Origin of the sequence: Lactobacillus sp. HBUAS51381 (assembly GCF_012641095.1) — a bacterium.
Taxonomy (GTDB): Bacteria; Bacillota; Bacilli; order Lactobacillales; family Lactobacillaceae; genus Levilactobacillus.
On record NZ_JAAVSC010000009.1, the window covers coordinates 1 to 21547 of the forward strand.

Sequence of the window (21547 nt, forward strand, 5' to 3'; positions counted from 1 at the left end):
CCTCGCGATGGACACCTTTGCCTTCGGCTCGTGGTTCCGACTACTACGGCCCACAGCGGATTTTCACCGCCTAGTTAGCGCCCATGCCGGGCGCACAACCAAAACGGACCGACGCCTGAACAGGTCTCGGTCCGTCTCTATACGTTTAGTCTTTCTGATCGGTTACCGGTGCGGGTTTCTTGGCCCGTGGCCGCCGTTTGCGGTTGTGCCGGGGTTTGTTCGTCGGCTGATCCGCTTTAGCAGTCGCCGGTTGTGTCCCCTTACCCTTAGTCGACTTTGCCTTGGATTTAGCCGTCGTCTTCGCCTTTGGTGCGGCCTTAGGCTGCCCCTTTTCCTTGCTGCTGGAACGGCGGTGATGCTGGTTAACTTCCATAATCACGGGCAGAATAACCGGCCGTCTGTGCGTCTGTTCAAACAGGTAATGGCTCAGATGTTCCCGAACATCTTGTTTCAGGTGACCCCAGTCGAATTCCTTGTTATCCAAGTTATTTTGGACCGCCTTACGGATAATCTGGCCACTTTCCTGCATCAAATCTTTGTTGGCTTTAACGTAGACAAAGCCCCGCGACGTAATCTTGGGTTCGGCCACAATCTGTTTCTTCTTACGGTCAATCGTTACCACGGCGATAAAGATCCCATCGTCGGCCAAGACCTTTCGATCGCGTAAGACGATGTTCCCGATATCACCGACACCGATCCCATCGATCATGGTATCACTGACATCGATGCCTTCGCCCAGTCCCATGGTGCCCTTGGCGTAGGTCAACACGTCGCCCTTGGCCAAAATGAAGATGTGGTCGGCAGGCATGCCCAGTTCCATTGCGGCATTGGCATGGGCGTTTAACAAGCGATATTCCCCTTGAATTGGCACGAGATATTTCGGCTTCAACAGGTTCAACATGAGCTGTAGATCGCGCTTGTAGGCGTGACCTGAGGAGTTCATCTCGTCAGAAATGGCCTTGACCTCGCCACCGGCCCGGTAGACCATATCCCGCGTTTGAGCAACAGTCGTATCCATGGCGTGTGAGGGAGTCGTCGTAATGTAGACCAGATCGCCGGGTTGAATGTTCAGCGTCTTCTCTTGCTTGTTGGCCATCCGTTGAATGGACTTGATGGGTTCGCCCATCTTACCCGTCTGTAAAATAACCGTCTCGGCTGGCGTCAAACTATCCAGTTGTTCTGGCGTAACCAGCAGGTCATCGTCAAAAGACAGTTTTCCCAGCTTCATCGCCGTGTTGACAATTTTTTCCAGGTCTTGTCCCGTCAGGCAAACCTTACGGCCCGTCTTCTGTGCAGCGTCAAAAACCTGTTGAATTCGTAAAATATTCGAGGCGACACAGGCCACAACGACCCGGCCATCACGATAGTTAAACGTCTCCTCGATGGATTCAGCAATCGCCTGTTCGGACGCGTTCATGTTCGGATTCTCGGCGTTGGCTGAATCACTCAGCAAGGCCAATACGCCGGCCTGACCAATGGCCCCCAACCGGGCATAGTCCGTTTGGTACCCAGGCTTGGCCGTTTGATCGAACTTAAAGTCCCCGGTATAAACGATCTGACCCTCATCCGTCTTTAAATCAATCCCCAGCGATTCGGGAATTGAGTGGGTCGTTGAGAAGAAGGAAACGACCACGTCACCGAAGTCAATTTCCGTCTTTTCATCAACCACGTGAAAATCATCGTAATTCTTAACCTTAGGCTCGTCAGCGACGTTCAGCTTGGCCAACGCAATCGTCATTTCGGACCCGAATACTGGAACGTTGAATTCACTCAAGAAATAGGGCAAAGCGCCAATGGCATCGGCATGGCCGTGGGTCAAGAAGACCGCCACAATCCGATCCTTATTCTCACGGAGGTAACTCCAATCTGGAATCACCACATCAATTCCCAACAGTTCATTTTCCGGGTACTTTAACCCACAATCTAAAATATAAATACTACCATTAACGTCAACCGCATACATGTTTTTTCCGTTCTCGCGGACACCACCGAACGGCACAATCTTTATCTTCGCACTCATAAGTTCACCTCAAGTATCTTCACTAGTTTTAAGTTAATCACTGATCACAACCGACCAGTCTTTTCTTATAGGTATCGCTACCTAGATTCGTCCATGATTAAACTTACACCAGTGTAGCATACTTTGGACAATTACTGAACTATGAAGGTACGCCGCATAAAAAAAGTCCATCTCCCCTAAAGGAAATGGACTCGCAGGTGCGGCGAATTAACGACGCAGGCCTAAGCTCTTGATTAATTCACGGTAACGTTGAACATCAGTCTTCCGTAAGTAAGCCAACAGGTTACGACGGTGACCAATCTTCTTCATCAAACCACGTTGGGAATGGAAATCCTTACGGTGATTTTGCATGTGCACGTTGATTTCGTTGATATCAGCGGTCAAAACAGCAACTTGGACTTCAGTAGAACCCGTGTCGCCTTCGTGACGTGCGTATTGCTTGATGATTTCGTTCTTCTTTTCTGGACTAATAGCCATGGTAAATGTACCACCCTTCATATAAGTGCCCTAAACTGAGTAAGCCGACGGTGGTGGTCGCACCAACTAAGTTAAGGGTTTGTGCTTTTGCACAGTTACCTATCATACTGAACTCCCGGCAAAATAGCAAGTTTTTCTTCACAATTACCTATCAAGTAAAAATGCTTTACATTTATCGCGTGAAAGTATTGCATTCGGTCGGTGGGTTCTGTATAATTACATACGTTGAAATTAAGATTTCCGGTACAGGAATTCTCATTCGGAGGTGAAATTTTCATGCCAATTATCAAATCAGCAATCGAACGTGCCAAGACCAACGTTAAGGCCAACGAACGTAACTCAGCACAATTAAGCACGATGCGGACTGCCGTTAAGCGTTTTGAACAAGCTAAGACGGCCGGTGCCGACAATGCGGAAGAATTATACCGTTTAGCTAGTGCTGCTGTTGACCGTGCCGCTTCCAAGGGCTTGATCAAGAAGAACAAGGCTTCCCGTGACAAGTCACGGATGGCTGCACGTTTAGCTAAGTAATCAATTAATCAATCAGATTAGATGATGCAATTCAGGGGGTCGACCAATCATGGTCGACCCCCTTTTTTGTGCATTTAAGCGGTTTGACCACCGGCAAACTGCGTCATAAATAACGAAAACAACATTTCTGGTTCCATGGACGTGGACTTCATCTGCTTTTCCACCTGGAATAAACCTAAGTATGCCTGATTCAGATCGGTTAACCGAAAACGGCGTTGCGATTGCAGGGCCAACTTGATCCGGTACGGATGCACCTTCAGTAGGCTGGCCAGTTTTCCCTGACTATAGCCTTGCTTGGCCAAGACCTTGGTCTGGATTAGCAGGCGGAATTGGCCCTGCAAGATGGCATTAATCTTTAAGGGTTCTTCCTTAGCGAGTAACAGCTCACGATACAACGTGACGGCCTTAGCCGTGTCCTTGGCCAAAACCTGATTAACCAGGTCAAAGACGTTTTGGGTCAAGGTTTGCGCGACCAGCCCCGTCACCGCATCCGGTTGAATGGTCTTTTGCGGATAGGCAAAGAGCTCCAGCTTCGGGAGTTCCGCCATCATCAAGGTTAGATCCGCATCGGTTCGTTGAATCAGCGCGTTCAGGGCGGCGGGGGCCATCGTATAACCCTCTTGCTTGAGCTGTGCCGTCACAAATTGCCGAACGTCGCTCTCGGAGAAGTGGCCAATGTCGATGGTCGTAGCCACCTTTTTCAGCTGCTTAGAGACCTTCTTACGGCCATCCAGCTTCTCATAGGGCGCGAAGAAGACCAGTACCGTACTCTCCATCGGCGCACCCAGATAGGTCTGCAGGCTTCCCACATCGTGCTCAACCTTCTGTTTCTTGGTTTCGCCCGTCAGAAATTGGGGATTGTCGATGCAGACCACCCGTCGTTCTCCGAAGAACGGCGCCGCCATGGCATCGTCTAGCGCTACGGCTAAGGGCACCGTATCCATATCGTAGCTGGCATAGTTCATGGTCTGCTCCTCTGCCGGAACGGTGGCCTTAAACGCTGCCTTGAGCCGCCGTTGGAGGTAATCCGCCTGCCCCATAATCAGGTAGACCGGGTCAAGTTGTCCGCCCGTGGCTAAAGTTTTTAAAAGTTCGTTAATCGTCACGCTTTATTCCCCTTTTAATTTAGTCTGCCAGCTACCGTGGTCCCCCACATACACGTAGCGAATCATCCCACTGGTCTGTGTGCTGATTGCCGGCACCTTTGCGGCTTGAAGTGTCGCTAAGGTCTCTGCGTGCGGGTGACCATACCGGTTCTGCCGACCGGCCGAGATTATCGCCCAGTGCGGCTGTAGCTGCTGAATGAAGGCCGGTGCGCTGGCCGTCTTACTCCCGTGATGTCCTAATTTTAACACGTCCGTTCGGAGCTGTGGGTGATCGGCCAAGATTTTCTGCTCGCCGGCCCGATCGAGATCCCCCATGAATAGGAAGTTCAGCCCACCAAAGTCCCCTTGCAGCGCCAACGAATTAGCATTTTCCGCCGGCGCCGCCTCATAGGGGTGGCGCACCGTGAGTGGCACCGAACTGCCCACCTGGATGGGTTGCACCACCGTGGGCCAACGACTCTGCCGAATTAACCGTTGCCACTGTGGCTCACGTTCCATCCCCGCCGGAACGAGAAGTCGTTTAACCCGCAATTCCTTGAGAAACGCCGGTAAGTCACCGATGTGATCGGCATCGTGGTGGGTAAGATACAGGTCATCCACGTGGTCAATCCCCCGACTACGGAGATAATTAATGTTGGTATAGGTCGCGCCATAGCTCGGTGGCACGGCGGGTACCCATTTGGGCTGGGGCAGGGCCAAGCGACCTCCAGTATCAATCAGTGAGACGCGACGATTAAACGGTGTCCGCAACAAGATGCTATCACCTTGTCCCACATCGAAGTAGGCGACCTCCCCGTGGAGCGGGGCATGTATCAGGCCGTAGACGAGTCCATAGCTGGCCAAGAGTCCCACCAGCCAACGTTTACGCTGCGTTGGCGGCCGACGGAACATCCACCAACTAGCGGCGATCCATAGCCAACAAACCCACCACCAGGGCTTACCGAAGCTGACGTTACCAGGCAACTCGGCTAGCCTGGCCAAGAGCCCGTCCAGACCGCCCAGTAATTGCGCACTCCCCCGACTGAGCGCGGGTAGCCAAGGAAAACTAACCACCCCCATTAGCGTGAGTGGCAGCATGACCAGCGGAAACAACGGGACCAAGAGCACATTGGCCAAAATCGTCAACGTATGCCACTGAAAAATACCACTAAGCAGACTCGGCAGGCCCAGCAAGGTAAGCCCGATCTGACGCCACCAGCCCGATTCACCCGCTAGTAAAACCAGTCCCAGTGACAAACCGTAGCTCAATTGGCTTCCCAGCTCAAAGAGCAAGCCGGGATTCACGAGCAGACCGACCATCAGGGCCCCGGCCCAAGCATCCAGACCGGTAACCCTAAGCCGCAGCTTATGACCACCCAGTTGAAAGCCGCGCATGAGACACGCCCGAAGAACGCCGCTCCCACCACCGGCTAAGATCAAATAACCTGGCAATCCTAGGAGTAGCCCCCATTCCCAGTGCTCGCGTTGCACGCGTAAATGCACACACAGCCACTCCACTACGGTGAGTAGCAGGGCCACGTGCAACCCCGAGATGGAGAAGAGATGCAACAGGCCCAGCGTCTTCATTCCCTGAAGTTCCTGGGCGGCTTCTACCGACCTACTCCCGGGTAACAGCCCCAGGGCGTACACGCGTAACGCGCCCGGTAGTCGTTCACAGTATCGAATGAGCCGAACCCGCCACCCGTGCCACCAATCACCAAACCAGGTCAGTGGCGTGGTTGACGCTACCGCTTGCCGATTGAGGTGGCTGACCTTGAGCGTCTTGGTAATTCCGCGATGGGCCCAGTAATCAGCCGCTTCAAATTGATTAAAGTTTGTCGCTGGCAAAATCCCCGTCTGTTGACCGGTGAGCTGCCAGACTTGTGGTCGTCGCAGTTGCCGCAAACGGTGTAATTCCGTGGCCGACTTAGCCCAGCCATGAACCAGCAGGGGCTCGCCAGTCACCTGGTTCTTCGCCACCAACGAATAGCCGGCCCCGCGAAAGGTAAACGCATCGGGACGAAAGCGTAGGCTCAAGGTTACGGTCGTTGACTGAAATGGTGAAATCCGGCGGTGCACCACTTGCTGATGCCGCCACCCCAAATACCCACCGCCCGCCATCAATACCCCTAGCGTTATTAGCAAAGTTGCCCAATGCCGGAGTGCCACCACCCGACTGAGGGTCAGAAGCAGGAGTACCCCGCCGGCAACCGGATGACCACCTAGACTGACACTCAGAGCGGCCAGGGATAAGGCCACGAATAACCAACGATTTGTCACTAATCGTGCTTGGGTTGGTCAAAGGACAACTGCGTCAGCAACTGCGGATCGACCTGGACTTGATTCAACGTCACGTGTTTCAAGGCAATCAGCTTCTGGGCGTACGGGTCATTATGGTAATTTCGCATGTAAGTAATCTTACGGATTCCCGCCTGCAACAACATCTTCGTACACTGTAGACACGGGAAATCCGTCACGTAGATCTCCGCACCGTCTGTCGCCTCGCCAAACTTTGCGCACTGTAAAATAGCGTTCATTTCGGCATGAATTGTCCGCACGCAGTGACCATCCACGAGGTAACAGCCCTCGTCTAAACAGTGGTCATCCCCCGACACTGAACCGTTGTAACCGGCCGCAATGATCCGTTTATCCCGCACTAACGTCGCACCGACCGAGAGTCGATTACAGGTACTCCGGGTCGAAATCACCAACGCCTGAAGCATAAAATATTGATCCCAAGGAATTCGTTCTCGCTGCATCGTAAAGTCCCCATTTCATCTTTTTTCGATGCGGTCAGCCGACCACACCTTCACGCTAATAAGCTTACACCTACGTCATCGATTTAACGATACCCTTTTTCAAGTCGACAATCGCCCCCGCTCTAGGTCGTCAATTGATCCTGCAAATTAGCAACCGTCTTCTCGCCAAAGCCCGGCACCTGGGCCAAATCCTTCACCGTTTGAAAAGAGCCGTGGGCCGTCCGATAATCGACAATCTTCTGGGCCTTCTTCTCGCCGACGCCCGTGAGTTGTTGGAGATCCGCTACCGTCGCCGTATTCAGGTTAACCACGGTCGTCTGATCACCACTCTTCGCCGTGCCACTACTTGCTCCCGCCTTGCCCGTGGCAGTCGCTACCGAGCTACTGGCCGACGCCGCGGGGTGCTCCCCCTTTTGAGGAATGGTTAATTGCTGTTGATCCGTCAACCGACTGGCCAAATTCACCTGTTGGCGATCCGCTTTAGCCGTCAATCCACCGGCCGCCTTAATCGCATCGGCAACGCGCATCTCCGCGGCAAACTGGTAGAGTCCCGGATGCGCCACCGCCCCCTGCACGTCCACAAAGACACGCGTATCGTGGTGACTGACCTGACTCGCCAAACTGGCCCCCGTGGTCGACGACTGACTGACCTGCCTCTGAGCGGTCGGTTGCGGCGGTACCGCCACGGGTAAGGTCGTCGGCGCCGGTCGACTCAGGATAAGGCCACCCCACACGACTAATCCGACCACCAGCAGGCCGCCCGCCCCCAATATCACTTGATATCGGCGGGACAATCCGCACCACCACGTCATCACCTGTTGCATGTTATCTACCCCCTTTAAGCCTAACTCCGCAAACAATTGCCCAATAATTTTTGAAACGACAAAAAATTCCCCTTTTCTCAAAGAGGAATCTCGATTTAATGTGTTTTTAGGTAGTGAACCGCGTCGTTAAAGGACTTGACCGGTACGACCTTCATATTCGGTGCGTACTTCTTTGCCGTGGCCTTCGCCAACTGATAATTGGTCTGATGGTGTTCCTCATATTTGAGTAAAAGCTTCGAGGGCTTGACGTACGGTGCAAAAAAGACCGTAGCACCGGCACGCTTGGCCGCGATAATCTTCTTATCGATGCCCCCAATCTCGCCAACATCCCCATTGGCGTCAATGGTTCCCGTTCCGGCCACTTTCTTGCCGCGACGTAGATTCTGTCCCGTCACTTGCGTGTAGATCTGGAGGCTAAACATCAGCCCACCGGACGGACCGCCAATGTTGCCGGCGTCAACCGTAACCTTGGGCTGCGCCTTAACCTTGACGTTATCGGTCAGGGTAATCCCAATGCCCGCCTTCTTCGTCGGCAAGCGCATTAACTTCTGCGTTGCGGTGTGTGTCTTCCCGTTATGTCGGTAAGTGATGGTCGCTTTAGAGCCCACCTTTTGACGCTGAATGTACCGTTGGTAGCCGGTCATCGCGTTGAAATGGTGGCCATTGACCCGCGTCACCGTATCGCCAACCTTCAACTGGTGAGCAAACGGCGACTTGGCGTCCACACTCAGCACGTAGATACCGAGATACTGACGGCTCACAGACTTGTGGGCCGCCTTGTACGCCGTATAAATGGATTCATTAATGGCACTCTGCATATAAAAATCCTGAACCTTGTCGTAGGTCGCATTACTCTGGCCACCCGTGACCTCATCAACACTTTCAATGCTGTAGTAGGAATTTAACTTGGCATACAAATAGGTTGCCGGACGGGCCTGCGCCAGGGCCACCGAGGTAATCATATACTTACCGCTATTTTTATCTGGATGTCCCGGCATTTTCACAAATGTTTTCAGATTATCGGCCTCGCCCGGTCCCTCAATGTACTTGGGCAACGGCAGAAAGAAAAAGGCCAGCACGGCCAAGGCCGCAATCGCTGTGCCAATCACCTGCCACCACTGTTTGCGCGTTAGTTTCCACATGGCTTAATCACGCTCCAATCGCTCACGAAGGCCCTGCGCCACGGCGGGGGGAACCAACTGCGACAGATCACCGCCAAATTGGGCGACTTCCTTGAGCAGACTGGAGGAAACGAACTGGTATTTGGGCGCCGCCATTAGACAAACGGTGTCAATCTGATCGTCTAACGCCCGATTCATCCCGGCAATGCCCTGTTCAAATTCAAAGTCCGTCCCGTTGCGCAGACCGCGAACCAGCACGGTGGCATGAATCGACCGCATAAAGTCCACCGTGAGCCCCGTTTCAACCTGCACGGAAACATTGGGCAAGTCCCGCGTCCCAGCCTCTATAAAGGCCACCCGCTCGCTGGCCGTGAAGACGCCACGCTTCGACGTGTTCTGCCCCACCGCTACCACCAGGTGATCGAAGAGTCGACTGGCCCGTTGGATGAGATCCAAGTGGCCGTTGGTTAAGGGGTCAAAGCTCCCCGGAAAAACCGCAATGGTCATACACGTTCACTTCCCAACGCATAAATCGTCAGCTCCGTAATCCCGTAATCACGACGCTCCACCAGGTCAAATCCCGGTAAATCATCCGGTAATTGGGCGTGCTGGTCCGTCTCACAAATCACGCGTGCATTGGGCGCCAACAGTTTCAGCTCCCGTAGCGTCGCCATTTGATCGGCAATCTTCTGTAAGGCATAGGGCGGGTCAAAAAAGACCAGATTGAATTGATCGCCGCGACTCGCCAACGCCTTAATGGCTTGATTGGCATCGCGTTTCAAGATTTCGAAACGCTCCGGCGCCTTGGTCACGGCCACGTTATCTTTAATCGTCTTGATGGCCGCATACTGCTTATCAATGAGGACCGCCTGTGAGATTCCTCGCGAGACGGCTTCAATGCTCAGTCCACCCGAACCAGCAAACAGGTCCAGACTACGCCCACCATCGAAATACGGCCCAATAATATTGAATAACGCTTCTTTAACCTTATCCGTTGTCGGCCGCGTGGCCATGCCGGGAACCGCCTTTAACCGCCGGCCACCAAAATCACCTGCTACAATTCTCATTTCTCATCATCCTTTGCCGCCGCCATCTCTTCGGCGACACCGTTAAAAGTTTCGTTAATTGCTGGTCGCTGTGACGCCACGACCCGTTTCACGAAGCGCAAATGGTTCAATTGTTCCGTCAACGCCGGCACATCTTCGCGATTAACGTACAGCACCACGTAACGCATCTTTTTGGAGACATACATCACGGTACCATAGCGTTTTAGCTGCCGCGTTTGTTTCAGACTATACGTATACACGACCAGACTTTGGCGTGCTTGGATTTCAAATGCCATCGCTGTAACCTCCTCGTTCTAATGCGTGACCCGGTAACGTTTCTGCCGGACACTAATATTCATGACAACCCCCATCACGAGGGCTAACGTCCAGGTACTCGACCCCCCGTAACTAATGAACGGGAACGTCACCCCGGTAATGGGCAGTAAACCCAGGACGCCCCCTAGATTAAAGAGCGTCTGCACCGTCAAGTAGGTCGCCGCCCCATAACAGATCAGCGTATCGTACCCGGAATGACTGCGAATTCCCACCAATACCGTTCGACTGATGATCAAGAACAGCAAACTAATCACCGCTAGGGCTGTAATCAGGCCCAACTCTTCGGCCAGAATCGCCATGATAAAATCGGTGTTGGGTTCGGGCAGGTACCCCGTTTTTTGGATACTATTGCCCCAGCCAACCCCAAAGATCCCCCCATTACTTAAGGCGTAATAGGAATTGACCAGTTGTTGCCCAACGCCTTGTGAGTGTTTAAAGGGGTCTACAAACGCCACCACCCGTTGCAACTGGTAATTATTCTTCGCAAATCCCAGTTCAGAGACCTTGATGGCCAGCGGAAAGATAATCCCAATCACAACGACTATGGCCCCCAGGAAGTAGGTAATCGCACGTTTCCAGTTGAATCCGCTCGACAGCAGCATCACAAACACAATGCTGGCATTGATGGTCGCCCCGCCTAAATCGGGTTGGATTAGAATCAATCCAATTAAAACAGCACTGATTAACACCGGCCGCAACATGACCGCCCACCATCCCTCAAGGGCGATGGCGTCTTGACGACGATCAATGACGTGGGCTAACCAGACAATCAGATAAAATTTGACAAACTCCGCGGGTTGAATGCTCATTGGCCCCAGGCGAATCCATCCGGCCGCCCCGTTGATGGTTTTCCCAATTACCAACAGGAACAGCAGGGACGCTACCGCTAGAATGCTGGCATACTTTAAAACCTTCTTGTCACGGAGTTTATTTAGATTCATCAGAACCATAAAGGTGTAGATGGCCAGTCCTAGAAGAACATACATCAGTTGCTTGACCAAATAGCTACCGGGACTCCCCCCATTTTGCGTTCCAATATCGGCACTGGCGGAGTACACCATGACGATACCAAAGATGCTTAAGATTAAGTACGGCACAAATAGCCAATAGTCTAAATATTTTAACTTTCGCATACGGTTCACTCGCTCCAAGTCTACCGTCCGTAAACGGTAATCGAATGTTTACATTATAGCATAGCTTCCGGTTAAGAATATATAAAACTAGGTTGACCGCACCACCCAATCACACCGGCCCTTCTAACCATCCCCATCAAAAAAGTCGGTAATTGACGTGAATTCTCACGCCAACTACCGACTCAAATTAAGTTAAAGTTTAGAAATTACTTCCGTGCAGCGGTCTTCCGCTTCTTGGCAGCCTTTTCCCGTTCGCTGGTGTTCAGAATTTGCTTCCGCAGACGAACGTGTTCTGGTGTGATTTCACAGTATTCATCTTCGTTGATGAATTCCAGTGATTCTTCCAGAGACATCTTCAATGGCGTCTTAACCTTGGCAATATCTTCAGAACCGGCGGCCCGGACGTTAGTTTGGTTCCGGCCACGGGTGATGTTAACGGAGATATCGTTGTCCCGGCTGTTTTGGCCGATGATCATGCCTTCGTACACTTCAGTCCCAGCTTCGGTGAAGATGGTCCCACGGTCTTGAACGGCCATGATGGCATACGTCGTCACCTTACCAGAGTTGATGGAAACCAAGGTCCCGTTGTGACGACCAGGGTTCCAGTTCTTGATGACTGGCAGGTACTTGGAGAAGGTATGGTTCATGATCCCATAACCACGCGTTAAGGATAAGAATTCGGTTGAGTAACCGATCAACCCACGTGATGGGGCCAAGAAAGTCAAACGAGTTTGACCGTTACCTACGGCTTCCATGTTCTTCATTTCACCCTTCCGTTGGGAAAGCGTGTCAATGATAGAACCGGTGTATTCGTCAGGCGTGTCGATCTGAACGGATTCGAATGGTTCGCAACGCACGTTATCGATCGTTCTGTAGATAACTTCTGGACGAGAAGCTTGTAATTCGTAACCTTCACGCCGCATCGTTTCGATCAGGATGGACAAGTGAAGTTCACCACGACCAGAAACGATCCAAGCACCAGGGTTATCGGTGTCGTCAACCCGTAAGGAAACGTCGGTATGGAGTTCACGCTTCAGGCGTTCTTCCAATTGACGAGAGGTCACGAACTTCCCTTCACGACCAGCAAATGGTGAGTCGTTGGTCCGGAAAGTCATTTGCAGCGTTGGTTCGTCAATCCGCAAGATTGGAAGTGGTTCCAGGGTATCAGGCGCAACCACCGTTTCACCAACGTTGATTTCATCCATCCCGGAAACGGCAATCAGGTCACCAGCTTGGGCTTCCTTGATTTCCAACCGCTTCAAACCGAAGTAACCAAATAACTTGGTTACCCGGAAGTTTTGCTTAGAGCCATCCAGCTTCATAACGGTAACGCTATCGCCGACCTTAACCTTCCCACGGAAGATCCGGCCAATCCCGATCCGACCAACGAAGTCGTTGTAATCCAACATGGCAACTTGGAACTGTAAGGGTTCGTCCGTGTTGTCGATTGGGGCTGGGATGTGCTTAATGATCGTGTCAAAGACAGGCTTCATGGTGTGTTCTTGCGTGTCTAATTCTGGATCGTAGCTAGACGTCCCGTTCATTGCTGAAGCGTAAACCACTGGGAAGTCCAATTGGTCTTCGTCAGCACCTAATTCGATGAAGAGGTCCAAGACTTCATCAACGACCTCGGAAGGACGGGCGCCTTCACGGTCAACCTTGTTGATGACCACAATAGGGGTCAAATGTTGGTCCAAAGCCTTCTTCAAAACGAAACGGGTTTGGGGCATCGTGCCTTCGTAAGCATCGACAACCAGCAAAACGCCGTCAACCATGCGCATGATCCGTTCAACTTCACCACCGAAATCAGCATGTCCTGGGGTATCCAAGATGTTGATTTGCTTGTCGCCGTAACGCACAGCAGTGTTCTTGGACAGGATCGTAATTCCCCGTTCCTTTTCGATCGCGTTAGTATCCATGGCGCGGTCGCCAATGGACGTGTGTTCGTCTAACGTATCGGATTGTTTAAGCATTTCGTTAACCAGGGTCGTTTTCCCGTGGTCAACGTGGGCAATGATGGCAATGTTACGGATATCATCTCTGAATTTCAAGTGTATTTCTTCCTTTCGTGCTTGTTGAATTAGATGGATCACGGCATGCTTACGTCGTCAGTAAGTACGCTTATTGTAGCGTGATTGATTAATAAAGTCCATCTGTACCGACCGGCCGCATAAAAAAACTGTGACCGTGTCACAGTGAGACGTCATCTTCTTCAATTTGGAGAATATCACGTTGCGCTTGTTCCGTCGCTACTAGTACAAGGTTAGATGATAGCATATTGAGCGGCTGGCCGTCAATGGTTGAGACCCGAACACCCAAAAAGTTTAGCATAACTTGCCCGGCCGCAATGTCCCATGGCTTTAAGTATGAGATGTAGCCGAGGGTCTTCCCTAATAAAACATTGATCATTTCGATTCCGGCGCTACCGTAAATCCGCATCCCCGCACTGTCGTGAACAATCTTCTGCATGTGCGCCACATCATGCACCACCAATGGCGCGCTGGCACCAATCAGGCCATCAGCCAACGCCAAATTAGCCGGTGCACTGAGGCGCTGATCATTCGCCCAGACGCCATTAACTGCCGGGCCACCAGCGTACAAGACATCGTTCATGACATCATAGATAAAGCCCAGTTGTCCTTGACCATCCTGATAAATCCCGATCATCATCGCAAAATTATCGTGCTGTTTGACAAAATTCATGGTGCCATCGATTGGGTCCACAATCCAAACCCGGCCGTCCAAGCTGGTGAGTTGATCGCCAAAGCCTTCTTCACCTAAAACCTTCGCTGTGGGATCTAACTGTCGAATCCCTTCAATTAGAAATTGTTCATTGCTCTTGTCAATGTTGGTCACTAAATCCTTGCGACTGGACTTTTCACTGACCGTCATGGGACCCGCCATCTTGGCAATGACCTGTCGCCGTCCTTCGCGTAATAATGAAGAAACATCTCGTACTACCTGTTGCCAATCTTCTGCCATCGCTTAACGACCACCCTTCATTTTAATCCGACCGCCCTGTTCACGAGCCAGCTTCACCGTGCGATAGATGCTGTAGCCGGACGCCTGTTCAAACTCGCGACCTAATTGTTTTTCCTCGAACTTCTGTGGCACGACCTGCTGAAACGCACGGTATGCCGCTAGTAAAACGTCCGCCATAACGCCCTGATTCAGTTCATAGGCATCTTCCACGCGTTGATAAAGCGTGGTGACGGCCACGATGTCTGCGGTCGACCAATCGGCCTGCAATGGATATTCATAGTTACTTGATGATTGTGTCACGCGTTATTTTCCCTCCGTTTGTTGTGCTTCAATCGTTGTAATTTGCTCACGAACCGCCGCAATCTGACCGGCATAGGCTTGTTGTTCGTCTTCAGACAAGACCAGATTCGTTAAATGCCGGACGCCCTGATCGCCCACCAATACGGGTGACGCCGCCGCAAAGGCCGGATCTTCCTCGTGAATGTTGGTGACGGCGGCAATCACCGGCTGATGTGACAGCGTCGCGTGGAGTAGGCGAATGATCGCTAAGTGCCGTAGTGTCGCTTGTTGTTCGGCCGCTTCTCGCGTCAGCCACGTGCTCATCTTGTCCAAGTCGTCAGCATCAAAACCAGCATCGGCGTTGGCTAAGTACATGAGAAGTGGTGCGGGGCCGACATAGGTCCGACTCCACGCGATAATCGGCGACTGCGCTGTGCCAACCACCGTCGCTTGGATCATCGTCGCCCCAACGCCTAGTCGTTCGGCCAATCGGTACGTCAGTAGCCGGGTCAGTGGATACGTCCCCAGGCCCCAGATCTGACTGGCGGGTAACCCAGAGAATTTCCACGCAAAGTAGGTTAAAATCGCATCCTGCTTGCCGGAGAAGATCAGTTGGCCATTGAAGCCGTTCTCCACAATTCGTTTCATCAATAATCGCAGTTCCGCCACCATGCTCGCGACGGGCGTCTCCACCGTCTCACGGTCGAGCACCATCAGCCAAGTAGCCTGACCATAGTCGGCCGCAGTGCCTACCCGAATCGTCAGGCGCGGGCACAGAGCACTCGCCACAACCAATGGCTGATAGCGTGGCGCATCGTCCGTTGTATTCGGCATCACCACGCAATCGAGCGGCAGGTCAGTCACCAGTAGTTGATGTAACAGCTGACTCGCCTGATCAAAATTTCCCTGAATTAATAACGTTGGTTTCATGGGTAACCCTCCTTTTACCAAAACAATGGGGTATTTCCGCTGCCACAAGCACACCCAATTCACCGCGCACAGGGCGTCTTCCGACACATTTTCCCGGCGATAGTCCTGTCTGACCACCGCCAATTCCCGTTAAAAATAACCACATAATCCCATTATAAGTGAACCCTGTCGGATAGCAAGTTAGAACTCCCGCGACATAAAAAAGGTGACGCCAACTGGCATCACCTTTTTCAATCAAATTAGAGTTGTCGCAAGTCGCCTTAGACGTGGGTTGGGAACCCTAACGCAATGTCTGCGGTTTCTTGGATTGGTTCGTTTAACGTTGGATGTGGGTGAATCGTCAATGCGACGTCTTCTACATTTAACCCACCGTTGACAATCAAGGATAATTCCCCGGTCATCGTGCTGACTTCTGGGCCAACCGCTTGAGCACCGACGATGTTCTTGTTGTCATCATCCGTGTAGACGAAGCGAACGAACCCTTCAGGCGCATCCAGTGAAACGGCCCGGGCATTCCCGGCAAATGGGAACTTCGCCGTCTTGACCTTGATTCCCTTATCCTTGGCTTCGGCTTGGGTGTAGCCCACCGTTGCCAATTCGGGATCGGCGAAACATACGGCCGGCACACTCAACCAATCGTTGGCGGTCTTCTTACCGGCAATAGCACCAGCGGCCGTCTTGGCTTCAGCAAAGGCCTTGTGAGCCAATGCGGCACCAGGAACCACGTCACCTACGGCCCAGATGTGTTCCGAAGCCGTCCGACCTTGGTTATCGACTTCGATTTGACCATGGTCGTTCAACTTAACCTTGGTGTATTCCAAGCCCAAGTCGTCCGTATTTGGCTTCCGGCCAACCGTGACCATGCAGTAGTCCGCCTTGATCGTGGTTTCTTTGCCATCTACAGCGTAAGTAACATCGACACTGTTGTCATCTTGCTTCGAACTCTTAGCCATGGCGCTGGTAATGACGTCAACACCCTTCTTCTTCAAGTTCTTCAGCACAACGGAGACCATATCCTTTTCAAAGTTAGGCAGAATGGATGGCGTTCCTTCAATGATCGTGACGTGTGCACCCAGACTAGCGTATGCGCCCGCTAATTCGGTTCCCACGTAACCACCACCGATGACGACGAATTCTTTAGGAATTTCTGGTAAGTTGAGCCCACCGGTCGAGTCAATGACCCGGCCTTCAAACTTGAATCCAGGAATTTCGATTGGGTGGCTCCCCGTCGAAATAATAATGTTATTGTATTCGAAGGTTTGACCCGTATCCGTCGACATGAATTGCTTTTCACCGGTTGGCATGACCCGTAGCTGGGTATCGCTCAAGAAGACCGCTTCACCATTGACCACGTCAACGTGATGCTTCTTCATCAGCATCTTAACGCCACTGGTCATCCGATCAACAACCTTCTTTTGTTTCCAGTCCTGGGTCTTCTTGAAGTCGATCTCAGCCGAACTCGTCGAAATCCCGTAAGTGGACCCATCCTTGGCTTGTTCTAACCGGTGACCCGCTTGGATCAACGCTTTGGAAGGCACACAACCAACGTTCAGGCAGACACCGCCCAGCGTATCGGATTTTTCAACCAAAGTTACTTTTTGGCCTAATTCAGAAGCCCGAATTGCGGCAACATAGCCACCGGGGCCGGCACCAATGATGACGGTATCCTTTTTTTCAACATCTGCCATATTTCTGTCATCCTTCCATTAAGAGCATTTCTGGATCATGAAGCAATGCTTTCATTTCGTTTAAGATATTTTGAGCCAAGGCCCCGTCGATTAAACGGTGATCGTAACTCATGGAGAGCTTCAGCATCCGACCAACGACGATGTCACCATCTTCGTTGACGTAAGGTGCCTTTTCAATCCGGCCAACCCCCAGAATGGCCACTTCAGGTTGGTTAATGACTGGCGTGAACCAGCCGCCACCAATGGACCCAACGTTACTGATGGTAATGGACCCACCGGCCATGGATGCTGGCGACAACTTGTTATCGTAAGCGGCTTGGGTGTTTTCACTAATTTCCTTAGCGATTTCAAACATTCCCTTGGAGTCCGCATTCTTGATGTTTGGCACGTACAGACCGTGGTCCGTGTTCGTGGCAATCCCAATGTTGTAGTAGTGCTTCGTGACAATCTCTTGGGTCGTGTCGTCAATAGAAGCATTCAATTCTGGGAAGTCCTTCATAACAGCGACTAACGCCTTAACGATGTATGGTAAGAAGGTTAAGTGAATGCCCTTGTCGGCAGCGGCTTGCTTGTACTTCTTCCGGTTAGCCATCAAAGCTGAAACTTCAACTTCGTCAAACGAGGTAACATGTGGCGCAATGTCCTTGGAAGTCCGCATACTCTTGGCGATAATCTTCCGCATTGGCGACATTGGTTCGCGAGTTTCCAGTTCTGGCCGATCCGCGTTCCAAGGCTTGATTGCTTGACCCGTTGCTTTAGCGGCAGCTGGGGCAGCCGGAGCAGCCTTTTCAGCAGCTGGGGCAGCGGCACCATTGAAGTTATCAATATCAGCCTTCAAGACTTGGCCGTGGTTCCCGGTTGGCGCTACCTGGGTAATATCAACACCCTTGTCCCGGGCATACTGCCGAACCGATGGCATCGCCATGACTAACTTGTTCGGGTCAGCGGCAGCAGGCACACCGGTTGGCGCAGCAACTGGTGCTGGTGCGGCGGCTTCCGGTGCAGCGGCAGGTTCCGGTGCAGCTTCTTCAGCAGGTGCAGCATCGCCGCCCTTGCCTAAGTCAGGTGGTGTATCTGAGCCATCGTCAATCACAATCAATGGGTCACCGATCTCTACGGTATCCCCTTCTTGTGCGACAATCTTTGAAATCGTACCATCAACGGGTGATGGCAATTCTGAAACAGACTTATCGTTTTGGATTTCGACTAACGTGTCGTCTTCCTTAACGGCGTCTCCTTCTTTAACAAGCCATGAAGAAATTTCACCTTCAGCCATTCCTTCACCAAGCTCAGGGAGTTTGAACGTATAAGCCATGGGAAAACTTCCTTTCTTTCATTTAATGCAGGATGTTCCCACATCGATTTTTATCTTTTAAATAGAGCGGTTACATTTTAGTAATTAACGATTTCACGTACCTTGGCTTCGATGTCATCGGCATTTGGAATCCAGTCGTTTTCGGCTTGGGCAAATGGATAAACGCTATCCGGTGCCGCAACCCGACCGATAGGAGCATCCAAGGACATAATCTTTTCTTCGGCAATGTCGGAAGCCACAACGGCACCAACACCGGCCATCCGTTGTGCTTCTTGAACAACGACAACCTTGTGTGTCTTGTCGATGGAAGCAAAGATGGTATCCGTATCAATTGGTGACAGTGAACGCAGGTCAATCACTTCAGCTGAGATGTTGTCCTTAGCCAAAGCATCCGCAGCCGTCAGAGATTCGTTGACTTCGGCACTGTAGGCCACAATCGTAACATCGGTTCCTTCGCGAACCACTTTAGCGGAATCTAGCGGAACCGTGTACTTTTCGTCAGGAACTTCATCCTTCATTGACCGGTAAAGCTTCAGATTTTCCATGAATAAGACAGGATCGTCACTCTCTACCGCAGAGATGATTAAGCCCTTCGCATCGTATGGATTGGCTGGGGTTACAACCCGCAGACCTGGGGTGCTCGTGAAGTAGTTTTCCAAGTTATCGGCATGCATTTCGGCGGTATGCGTCCCACCACCAAATGGTGTCCGCACCGTAACTGGGAAGTTTTTCTGACCACCGAACCGGTAGTGGTCCCGTGCTAATTGGCCAACAATCCCATCCATCGCTTCGAACGTGAAGCCCATGAATTGGATTTCTGGAATTGGCCGCCAACCAGTCAGTGATAACCCGATAGCTAACCCTAAAATCCCGGATTCGGCCAATGGGGTATCGAAGACCCGGTCTTCACCATACTTGTCTTGCAGCCCAACCGTGGTCCGGAAGACACCACCGTTTTTCCCGACATCTTCACCGAAGATCAAAGTCTTGGGATCATCGTTTAAGACTTGATCCAGACCAGAAGTGATCGCTTTAATATACGTCATTTTAGCCATGATTACTTCGACTCCTTTGCTTCGAATTCTGCAATTTGCTTCTTAACCGCTGGAGTAGGAACATTGTAAGTCCACTTCAGGAAGTCGGAAACCTTTTGTGCTGGTGCAGCTTCTGCTTCCTTCATTGCTTCCTTAAATTCGTCTTTGTATTCGTCGACTAACTTATCTTCTTGATCTTGTGACCAAACGCCCTTGTCCGTTAAGACTTTCCGCATCCGAATCAGTGGATCGGCATCGAACCAAGGCTTTTCTTCTTCCTTCGTCCGGTAACGAGAAGGATCATCACCCGCCGAAGAGTGAGCACCATAACGGTAGGTTAAGGTTTCGATCACGACTGGACCGTTACCAGCAACAGCGAATTCACGGGCAGCTTTAGACACTTCGTGAACCGCCACAATGTCCATCCCGTCAACTTGAACGGAAGGAACCCCCATGGCAACCGCCTTTTGTGCCAAGGTTTCGGCACCGGTTTGCTTGTAACGTGGCACGGAAATAGCCCAACCATTGTTTTGAACAAAGAAGACGGCTGGTGCTTGGAAGGCACTGGTGAAGTTAACCCCTTCATACCAGTCCCCTTGTGAGGTCCCACCATCACCGGTGTAGACAAAGGCAACGCGGTCTTCATCTTTATTCTTCTTGATTCCCAGTGCAACGCCGGCAGTTTCAACGTACTGGGCACCGATAATAATTTGTGGGAAAAGCATGTTTGGATTTTCATGTTGGTTTCCTTGAACGTGGCCTTTAGACCATAAGAAACCTTTAGCAACAGTTGTACCGTGTTGAATCATTTGTGGTAAATCACGGTAAGCAGGTAACAGGAAGTCTTGATCCTTAAACGCAGTCACACTTCCCATTTCACTGGCTTCCTCACCGGCAGTTGGAGCATAGAAACCGAGGCGACCCTGACGGGAGAAGTTCATTGTTTGTTCGTGTAACGTACGCTCCCAAACCATTTTCTTCATGAAGTCGACAAGTTGGTCATCTGAATATTTCGCCAACGTGTCTGGATCTACGACCTTCCCTTCCCGGTCAATGACTTGCACCGGGTGCTTGTATGGGTCGGCCATCGTAGCTTTGATTTTGGCAAAGTCTACAATCTGTTTGCTTCCATTAGCCATAAGTAACACTTTCCTTTCACTTGATATGAAATTGTTAACAAGAGTGAGTTAACGTTGCGTTTCCTGACTACACCCCTAAAGTACCATTTTTTCACAACCGTTGCAAGCCCTTTCATTAACGTAAATAAAGGTTTAGTGCGAAATCTTTGACTATGCTTGTGATTATCAGCTTTCGCCTTTTTTAATGTATAGAAAACGTTTTCTTTCATTTCATTTTGTTTCGATGATATGTTAAAATGGTGATTAGTTATGAATAATTTGCGGAGGTAATGCTCTTGTTTCTCATGAAAGATATTGTCAGAGATGGCGATCCCGTACTGCGTAAGGAAGCGGCAGAAGTCACTTTTCCCTTGTCTGCAGAGGATCAACAGCTCGCTAAGGACTTAATGGAATACCTAGTGGTCTCCCAGGACCCTGAGCAGTGTAAAAAGTATGGGTTGCGGGCCGGTGTCGGACTGGCTGCACCCCAAGTTGGCGTCTCGAAGAAGATGGCCTCTGTCCTGGTCCCACCAGCAGAAGAAAACGGCAAGTCACCGTTCACCGATGTCATTATCAACCCCGTCATCGTGTCCGAATCCGTTCAACTGGGTGCCCTCACTGAGGGTGAAGGTTGTCTGTCCGTGGACAAGGATGTCCCTGGCTTCGTTCCCCGCCACGATCGGATCACGTTACGTTATTACGACGTTACGGGTGAAAAGCACCAGATCCGCCTCAAGAACTACCCCGCAATCGTGTGCCAACACGAGATTGACCACTTACACGGGACGTTGTTCTACGATCATATCGATAAAGATCAACCGTTCAGTCGAGCCGAAGATACGATTATGATTGAGTAATCACTTGCAAAA

The 21547-nt window shown here is 51.3% G+C and carries 21 protein-coding genes; 2 read left to right on the top strand and 19 right to left on the bottom strand.

What is annotated here, in order from left to right:
• Positions 1-145 precede the first annotated feature (145 nt).
• Entirely contained in the window at positions 146-2020 is a 1875-nt protein-coding gene (locus tag HEQ50_RS04620; protein WP_168899356.1) for a ribonuclease J, read from the bottom strand.
• Positions 2021-2227: 207 nt separating this feature from the next.
• The gene (gene rpsO, locus HEQ50_RS04625) at positions 2228-2497 is read right to left on the bottom strand and encodes a 30S ribosomal protein S15 (RefSeq protein WP_057733828.1); all 270 of its coding nucleotides are present in this window, start codon (positions 2495-2497) and stop codon (positions 2228-2230) included.
• 276 nt (positions 2498-2773) lie between these two features.
• Here rpsO and rpsT point away from each other — a divergent pair, with 276 nt between their 5' ends.
• Positions 2774-3028, top strand: coding sequence for a 30S ribosomal protein S20 (gene rpsT / locus HEQ50_RS04630; protein ID WP_168899357.1), 255 nt, complete (start codon positions 2774-2776; stop codon positions 3026-3028).
• A 74-nt stretch (positions 3029-3102) separates the two neighbouring features.
• On the opposite strand, the gene holA is transcribed toward rpsT, so the two are convergent.
• The 17 genes from holA to pdhA form a co-directional block, all read right to left on the bottom strand.
• A complete protein-coding gene (gene holA, locus HEQ50_RS04635; RefSeq protein ID WP_168899358.1) occupies positions 3103-4134 on the bottom strand; it encodes a DNA polymerase III subunit delta in 1032 nt (343 codons plus the stop codon).
• Positions 4135-4137: 3 nt separating this feature from the next.
• On the bottom strand, positions 4138-6393 hold the full coding sequence (locus HEQ50_RS04640; RefSeq protein WP_168899359.1) for a DNA internalization-related competence protein ComEC/Rec2: 2256 nt from the start codon (positions 6391-6393) through the stop codon (positions 4138-4140).
• The gene (locus HEQ50_RS04645; RefSeq protein WP_168899360.1) at positions 6393-6872 is read right to left on the bottom strand and encodes a ComE operon protein 2; all 480 of its coding nucleotides are present in this window, start codon (positions 6870-6872) and stop codon (positions 6393-6395) included. The genes HEQ50_RS04640 and HEQ50_RS04645 overlap by 1 nt, the downstream gene beginning before the upstream one ends.
• A 122-nt stretch (positions 6873-6994) precedes the next feature.
• Positions 6995-7696 carry a ComEA family DNA-binding protein gene (locus tag HEQ50_RS04650; RefSeq protein ID WP_168899361.1) on the bottom strand — a complete coding sequence of 234 codons (702 nt, stop codon included), beginning with the start codon at positions 7694-7696 and terminating at the stop codon, positions 6995-6997.
• 95 nt (positions 7697-7791) lie between these two features.
• Complete coding sequence (locus HEQ50_RS04655) at positions 7792-8838, bottom strand: SepM family pheromone-processing serine protease (RefSeq protein ID WP_168899362.1); 1047 nt, start codon at positions 8836-8838, stop codon at positions 7792-7794.
• 3 nt (positions 8839-8841) lie between these two features.
• On the bottom strand, positions 8842-9324 hold the full coding sequence (gene coaD, locus HEQ50_RS04660; RefSeq protein ID WP_168899363.1) for a pantetheine-phosphate adenylyltransferase: 483 nt from the start codon (positions 9322-9324) through the stop codon (positions 8842-8844).
• A complete protein-coding gene (rsmD, locus tag HEQ50_RS04665) occupies positions 9321-9884 on the bottom strand; it encodes a 16S rRNA (guanine(966)-N(2))-methyltransferase RsmD (protein ID WP_168899364.1) in 564 nt (187 codons plus the stop codon). The genes coaD and rsmD overlap by 4 nt, the downstream gene beginning before the upstream one ends.
• Positions 9881-10159: a YlbG family protein gene (locus HEQ50_RS04670; protein ID WP_168899365.1), complete on the bottom strand. Its 279-nt coding sequence runs from the start codon at positions 10157-10159 to the stop codon at positions 9881-9883. Before HEQ50_RS04670 ends, rsmD begins: the two co-directional genes overlap by 4 nt.
• Positions 10160-10177: 18 nt before the next feature.
• Positions 10178-11332, bottom strand: coding sequence for an FtsW/RodA/SpoVE family cell cycle protein (locus HEQ50_RS04675; protein WP_168899366.1), 1155 nt, complete (start codon positions 11330-11332; stop codon positions 10178-10180).
• 206 nt (positions 11333-11538) lie between these two features.
• Complete coding sequence (typA, locus tag HEQ50_RS04680; RefSeq protein ID WP_168899367.1) at positions 11539-13383, bottom strand: translational GTPase TypA; 1845 nt, start codon at positions 13381-13383, stop codon at positions 11539-11541.
• Positions 13384-13522: 139 nt separating this feature from the next.
• On the bottom strand, positions 13523-14314 hold the full coding sequence (locus tag HEQ50_RS04685) for an inositol monophosphatase family protein (RefSeq protein ID WP_168899368.1): 792 nt from the start codon (positions 14312-14314) through the stop codon (positions 13523-13525).
• A gap of 3 nt (positions 14315-14317) precedes the next feature.
• On the bottom strand, positions 14318-14614 hold the full coding sequence (locus tag HEQ50_RS04690; protein ID WP_168899369.1) for a UPF0223 family protein: 297 nt from the start codon (positions 14612-14614) through the stop codon (positions 14318-14320).
• A 3-nt stretch (positions 14615-14617) separates the two neighbouring features.
• Positions 14618-15523, bottom strand: a complete 906-nt coding sequence (locus HEQ50_RS04695; protein WP_168899370.1) for a lactate dehydrogenase — start codon at positions 15521-15523, stop codon at positions 14618-14620.
• 260 nt (positions 15524-15783) lie between these two features.
• Positions 15784-17211: a dihydrolipoyl dehydrogenase gene (gene lpdA / locus HEQ50_RS04700; RefSeq protein WP_168899371.1), complete on the bottom strand. Its 1428-nt coding sequence runs from the start codon at positions 17209-17211 to the stop codon at positions 15784-15786.
• Positions 17212-17218: 7 nt separating this feature from the next.
• Positions 17219-18526, bottom strand: a complete 1308-nt coding sequence (locus HEQ50_RS04705) for a 2-oxo acid dehydrogenase subunit E2 (protein WP_168899372.1) — start codon at positions 18524-18526, stop codon at positions 17219-17221.
• A 77-nt stretch (positions 18527-18603) separates the two neighbouring features.
• A complete protein-coding gene (locus tag HEQ50_RS04710) occupies positions 18604-19581 on the bottom strand; it encodes an alpha-ketoacid dehydrogenase subunit beta (RefSeq protein ID WP_168899373.1) in 978 nt (325 codons plus the stop codon).
• Between the two features lie 2 nt (positions 19582-19583).
• On the bottom strand, positions 19584-20699 hold the full coding sequence (gene pdhA / locus HEQ50_RS04715; RefSeq protein ID WP_168899374.1) for a pyruvate dehydrogenase (acetyl-transferring) E1 component subunit alpha: 1116 nt from the start codon (positions 20697-20699) through the stop codon (positions 19584-19586).
• Between the two features lie 275 nt (positions 20700-20974).
• Here pdhA and def point away from each other — a divergent pair, with 275 nt between their 5' ends.
• Positions 20975-21535 (top strand): peptide deformylase, encoded by a 561-nt coding sequence (def, locus tag HEQ50_RS04720; RefSeq protein WP_168899375.1) that lies wholly within the window; start codon positions 20975-20977, stop codon positions 21533-21535.
• Positions 21536-21547: the final 12 nt, after the last annotated feature.

Coding starts and splice junctions, on each gene's coding strand:
- rpsT (WP_168899357.1), top strand. CDS start 2,774: ATGCCAATTATCAAATCAGCAATCGAACGTGCCAAGACCAACGTTAAG.
- HEQ50_RS04675 (WP_168899366.1), bottom strand. CDS start 11,332: ATGCGAAAGTTAAAATATTTAGACTATTGGCTATTTGTGCCGTACTTA.
- HEQ50_RS04685 (WP_168899368.1), bottom strand. CDS start 14,314: ATGGCAGAAGATTGGCAACAGGTAGTACGAGATGTTTCTTCATTATTA.
- HEQ50_RS04655 (WP_168899362.1), bottom strand. CDS start 8,838: ATGTGGAAACTAACGCGCAAACAGTGGTGGCAGGTGATTGGCACAGCG.
- coaD (WP_168899363.1), bottom strand. CDS start 9,324: ATGACCATTGCGGTTTTTCCGGGGAGCTTTGACCCCTTAACCAACGGC.
- pdhA (WP_168899374.1), bottom strand. CDS start 20,699: ATGGCTAATGGAAGCAAACAGATTGTAGACTTTGCCAAAATCAAAGCT.
- HEQ50_RS04705 (WP_168899372.1), bottom strand. CDS start 18,526: ATGGCTTATACGTTCAAACTCCCTGAGCTTGGTGAAGGAATGGCTGAA.
- HEQ50_RS04645 (WP_168899360.1), bottom strand. CDS start 6,872: ATGCAGCGAGAACGAATTCCTTGGGATCAATATTTTATGCTTCAGGCG.
- rpsO (WP_057733828.1), bottom strand. CDS start 2,497: ATGGCTATTAGTCCAGAAAAGAAGAACGAAATCATCAAGCAATACGCA.
- HEQ50_RS04650 (WP_168899361.1), bottom strand. CDS start 7,696: ATGCAACAGGTGATGACGTGGTGGTGCGGATTGTCCCGCCGATATCAA.
- HEQ50_RS04670 (WP_168899365.1), bottom strand. CDS start 10,159: ATGGCATTTGAAATCCAAGCACGCCAAAGTCTGGTCGTGTATACGTAT.
- HEQ50_RS04710 (WP_168899373.1), bottom strand. CDS start 19,581: ATGGCTAAAATGACGTATATTAAAGCGATCACTTCTGGTCTGGATCAA.
- rsmD (WP_168899364.1), bottom strand. CDS start 9,884: ATGAGAATTGTAGCAGGTGATTTTGGTGGCCGGCGGTTAAAGGCGGTT.
- HEQ50_RS04620 (WP_168899356.1), bottom strand. CDS start 2,020: ATGAGTGCGAAGATAAAGATTGTGCCGTTCGGTGGTGTCCGCGAGAAC.
- lpdA (WP_168899371.1), bottom strand. CDS start 17,211: ATGGCAGATGTTGAAAAAAAGGATACCGTCATCATTGGTGCCGGCCCC.
- HEQ50_RS04695 (WP_168899370.1), bottom strand. CDS start 15,523: ATGAAACCAACGTTATTAATTCAGGGAAATTTTGATCAGGCGAGTCAG.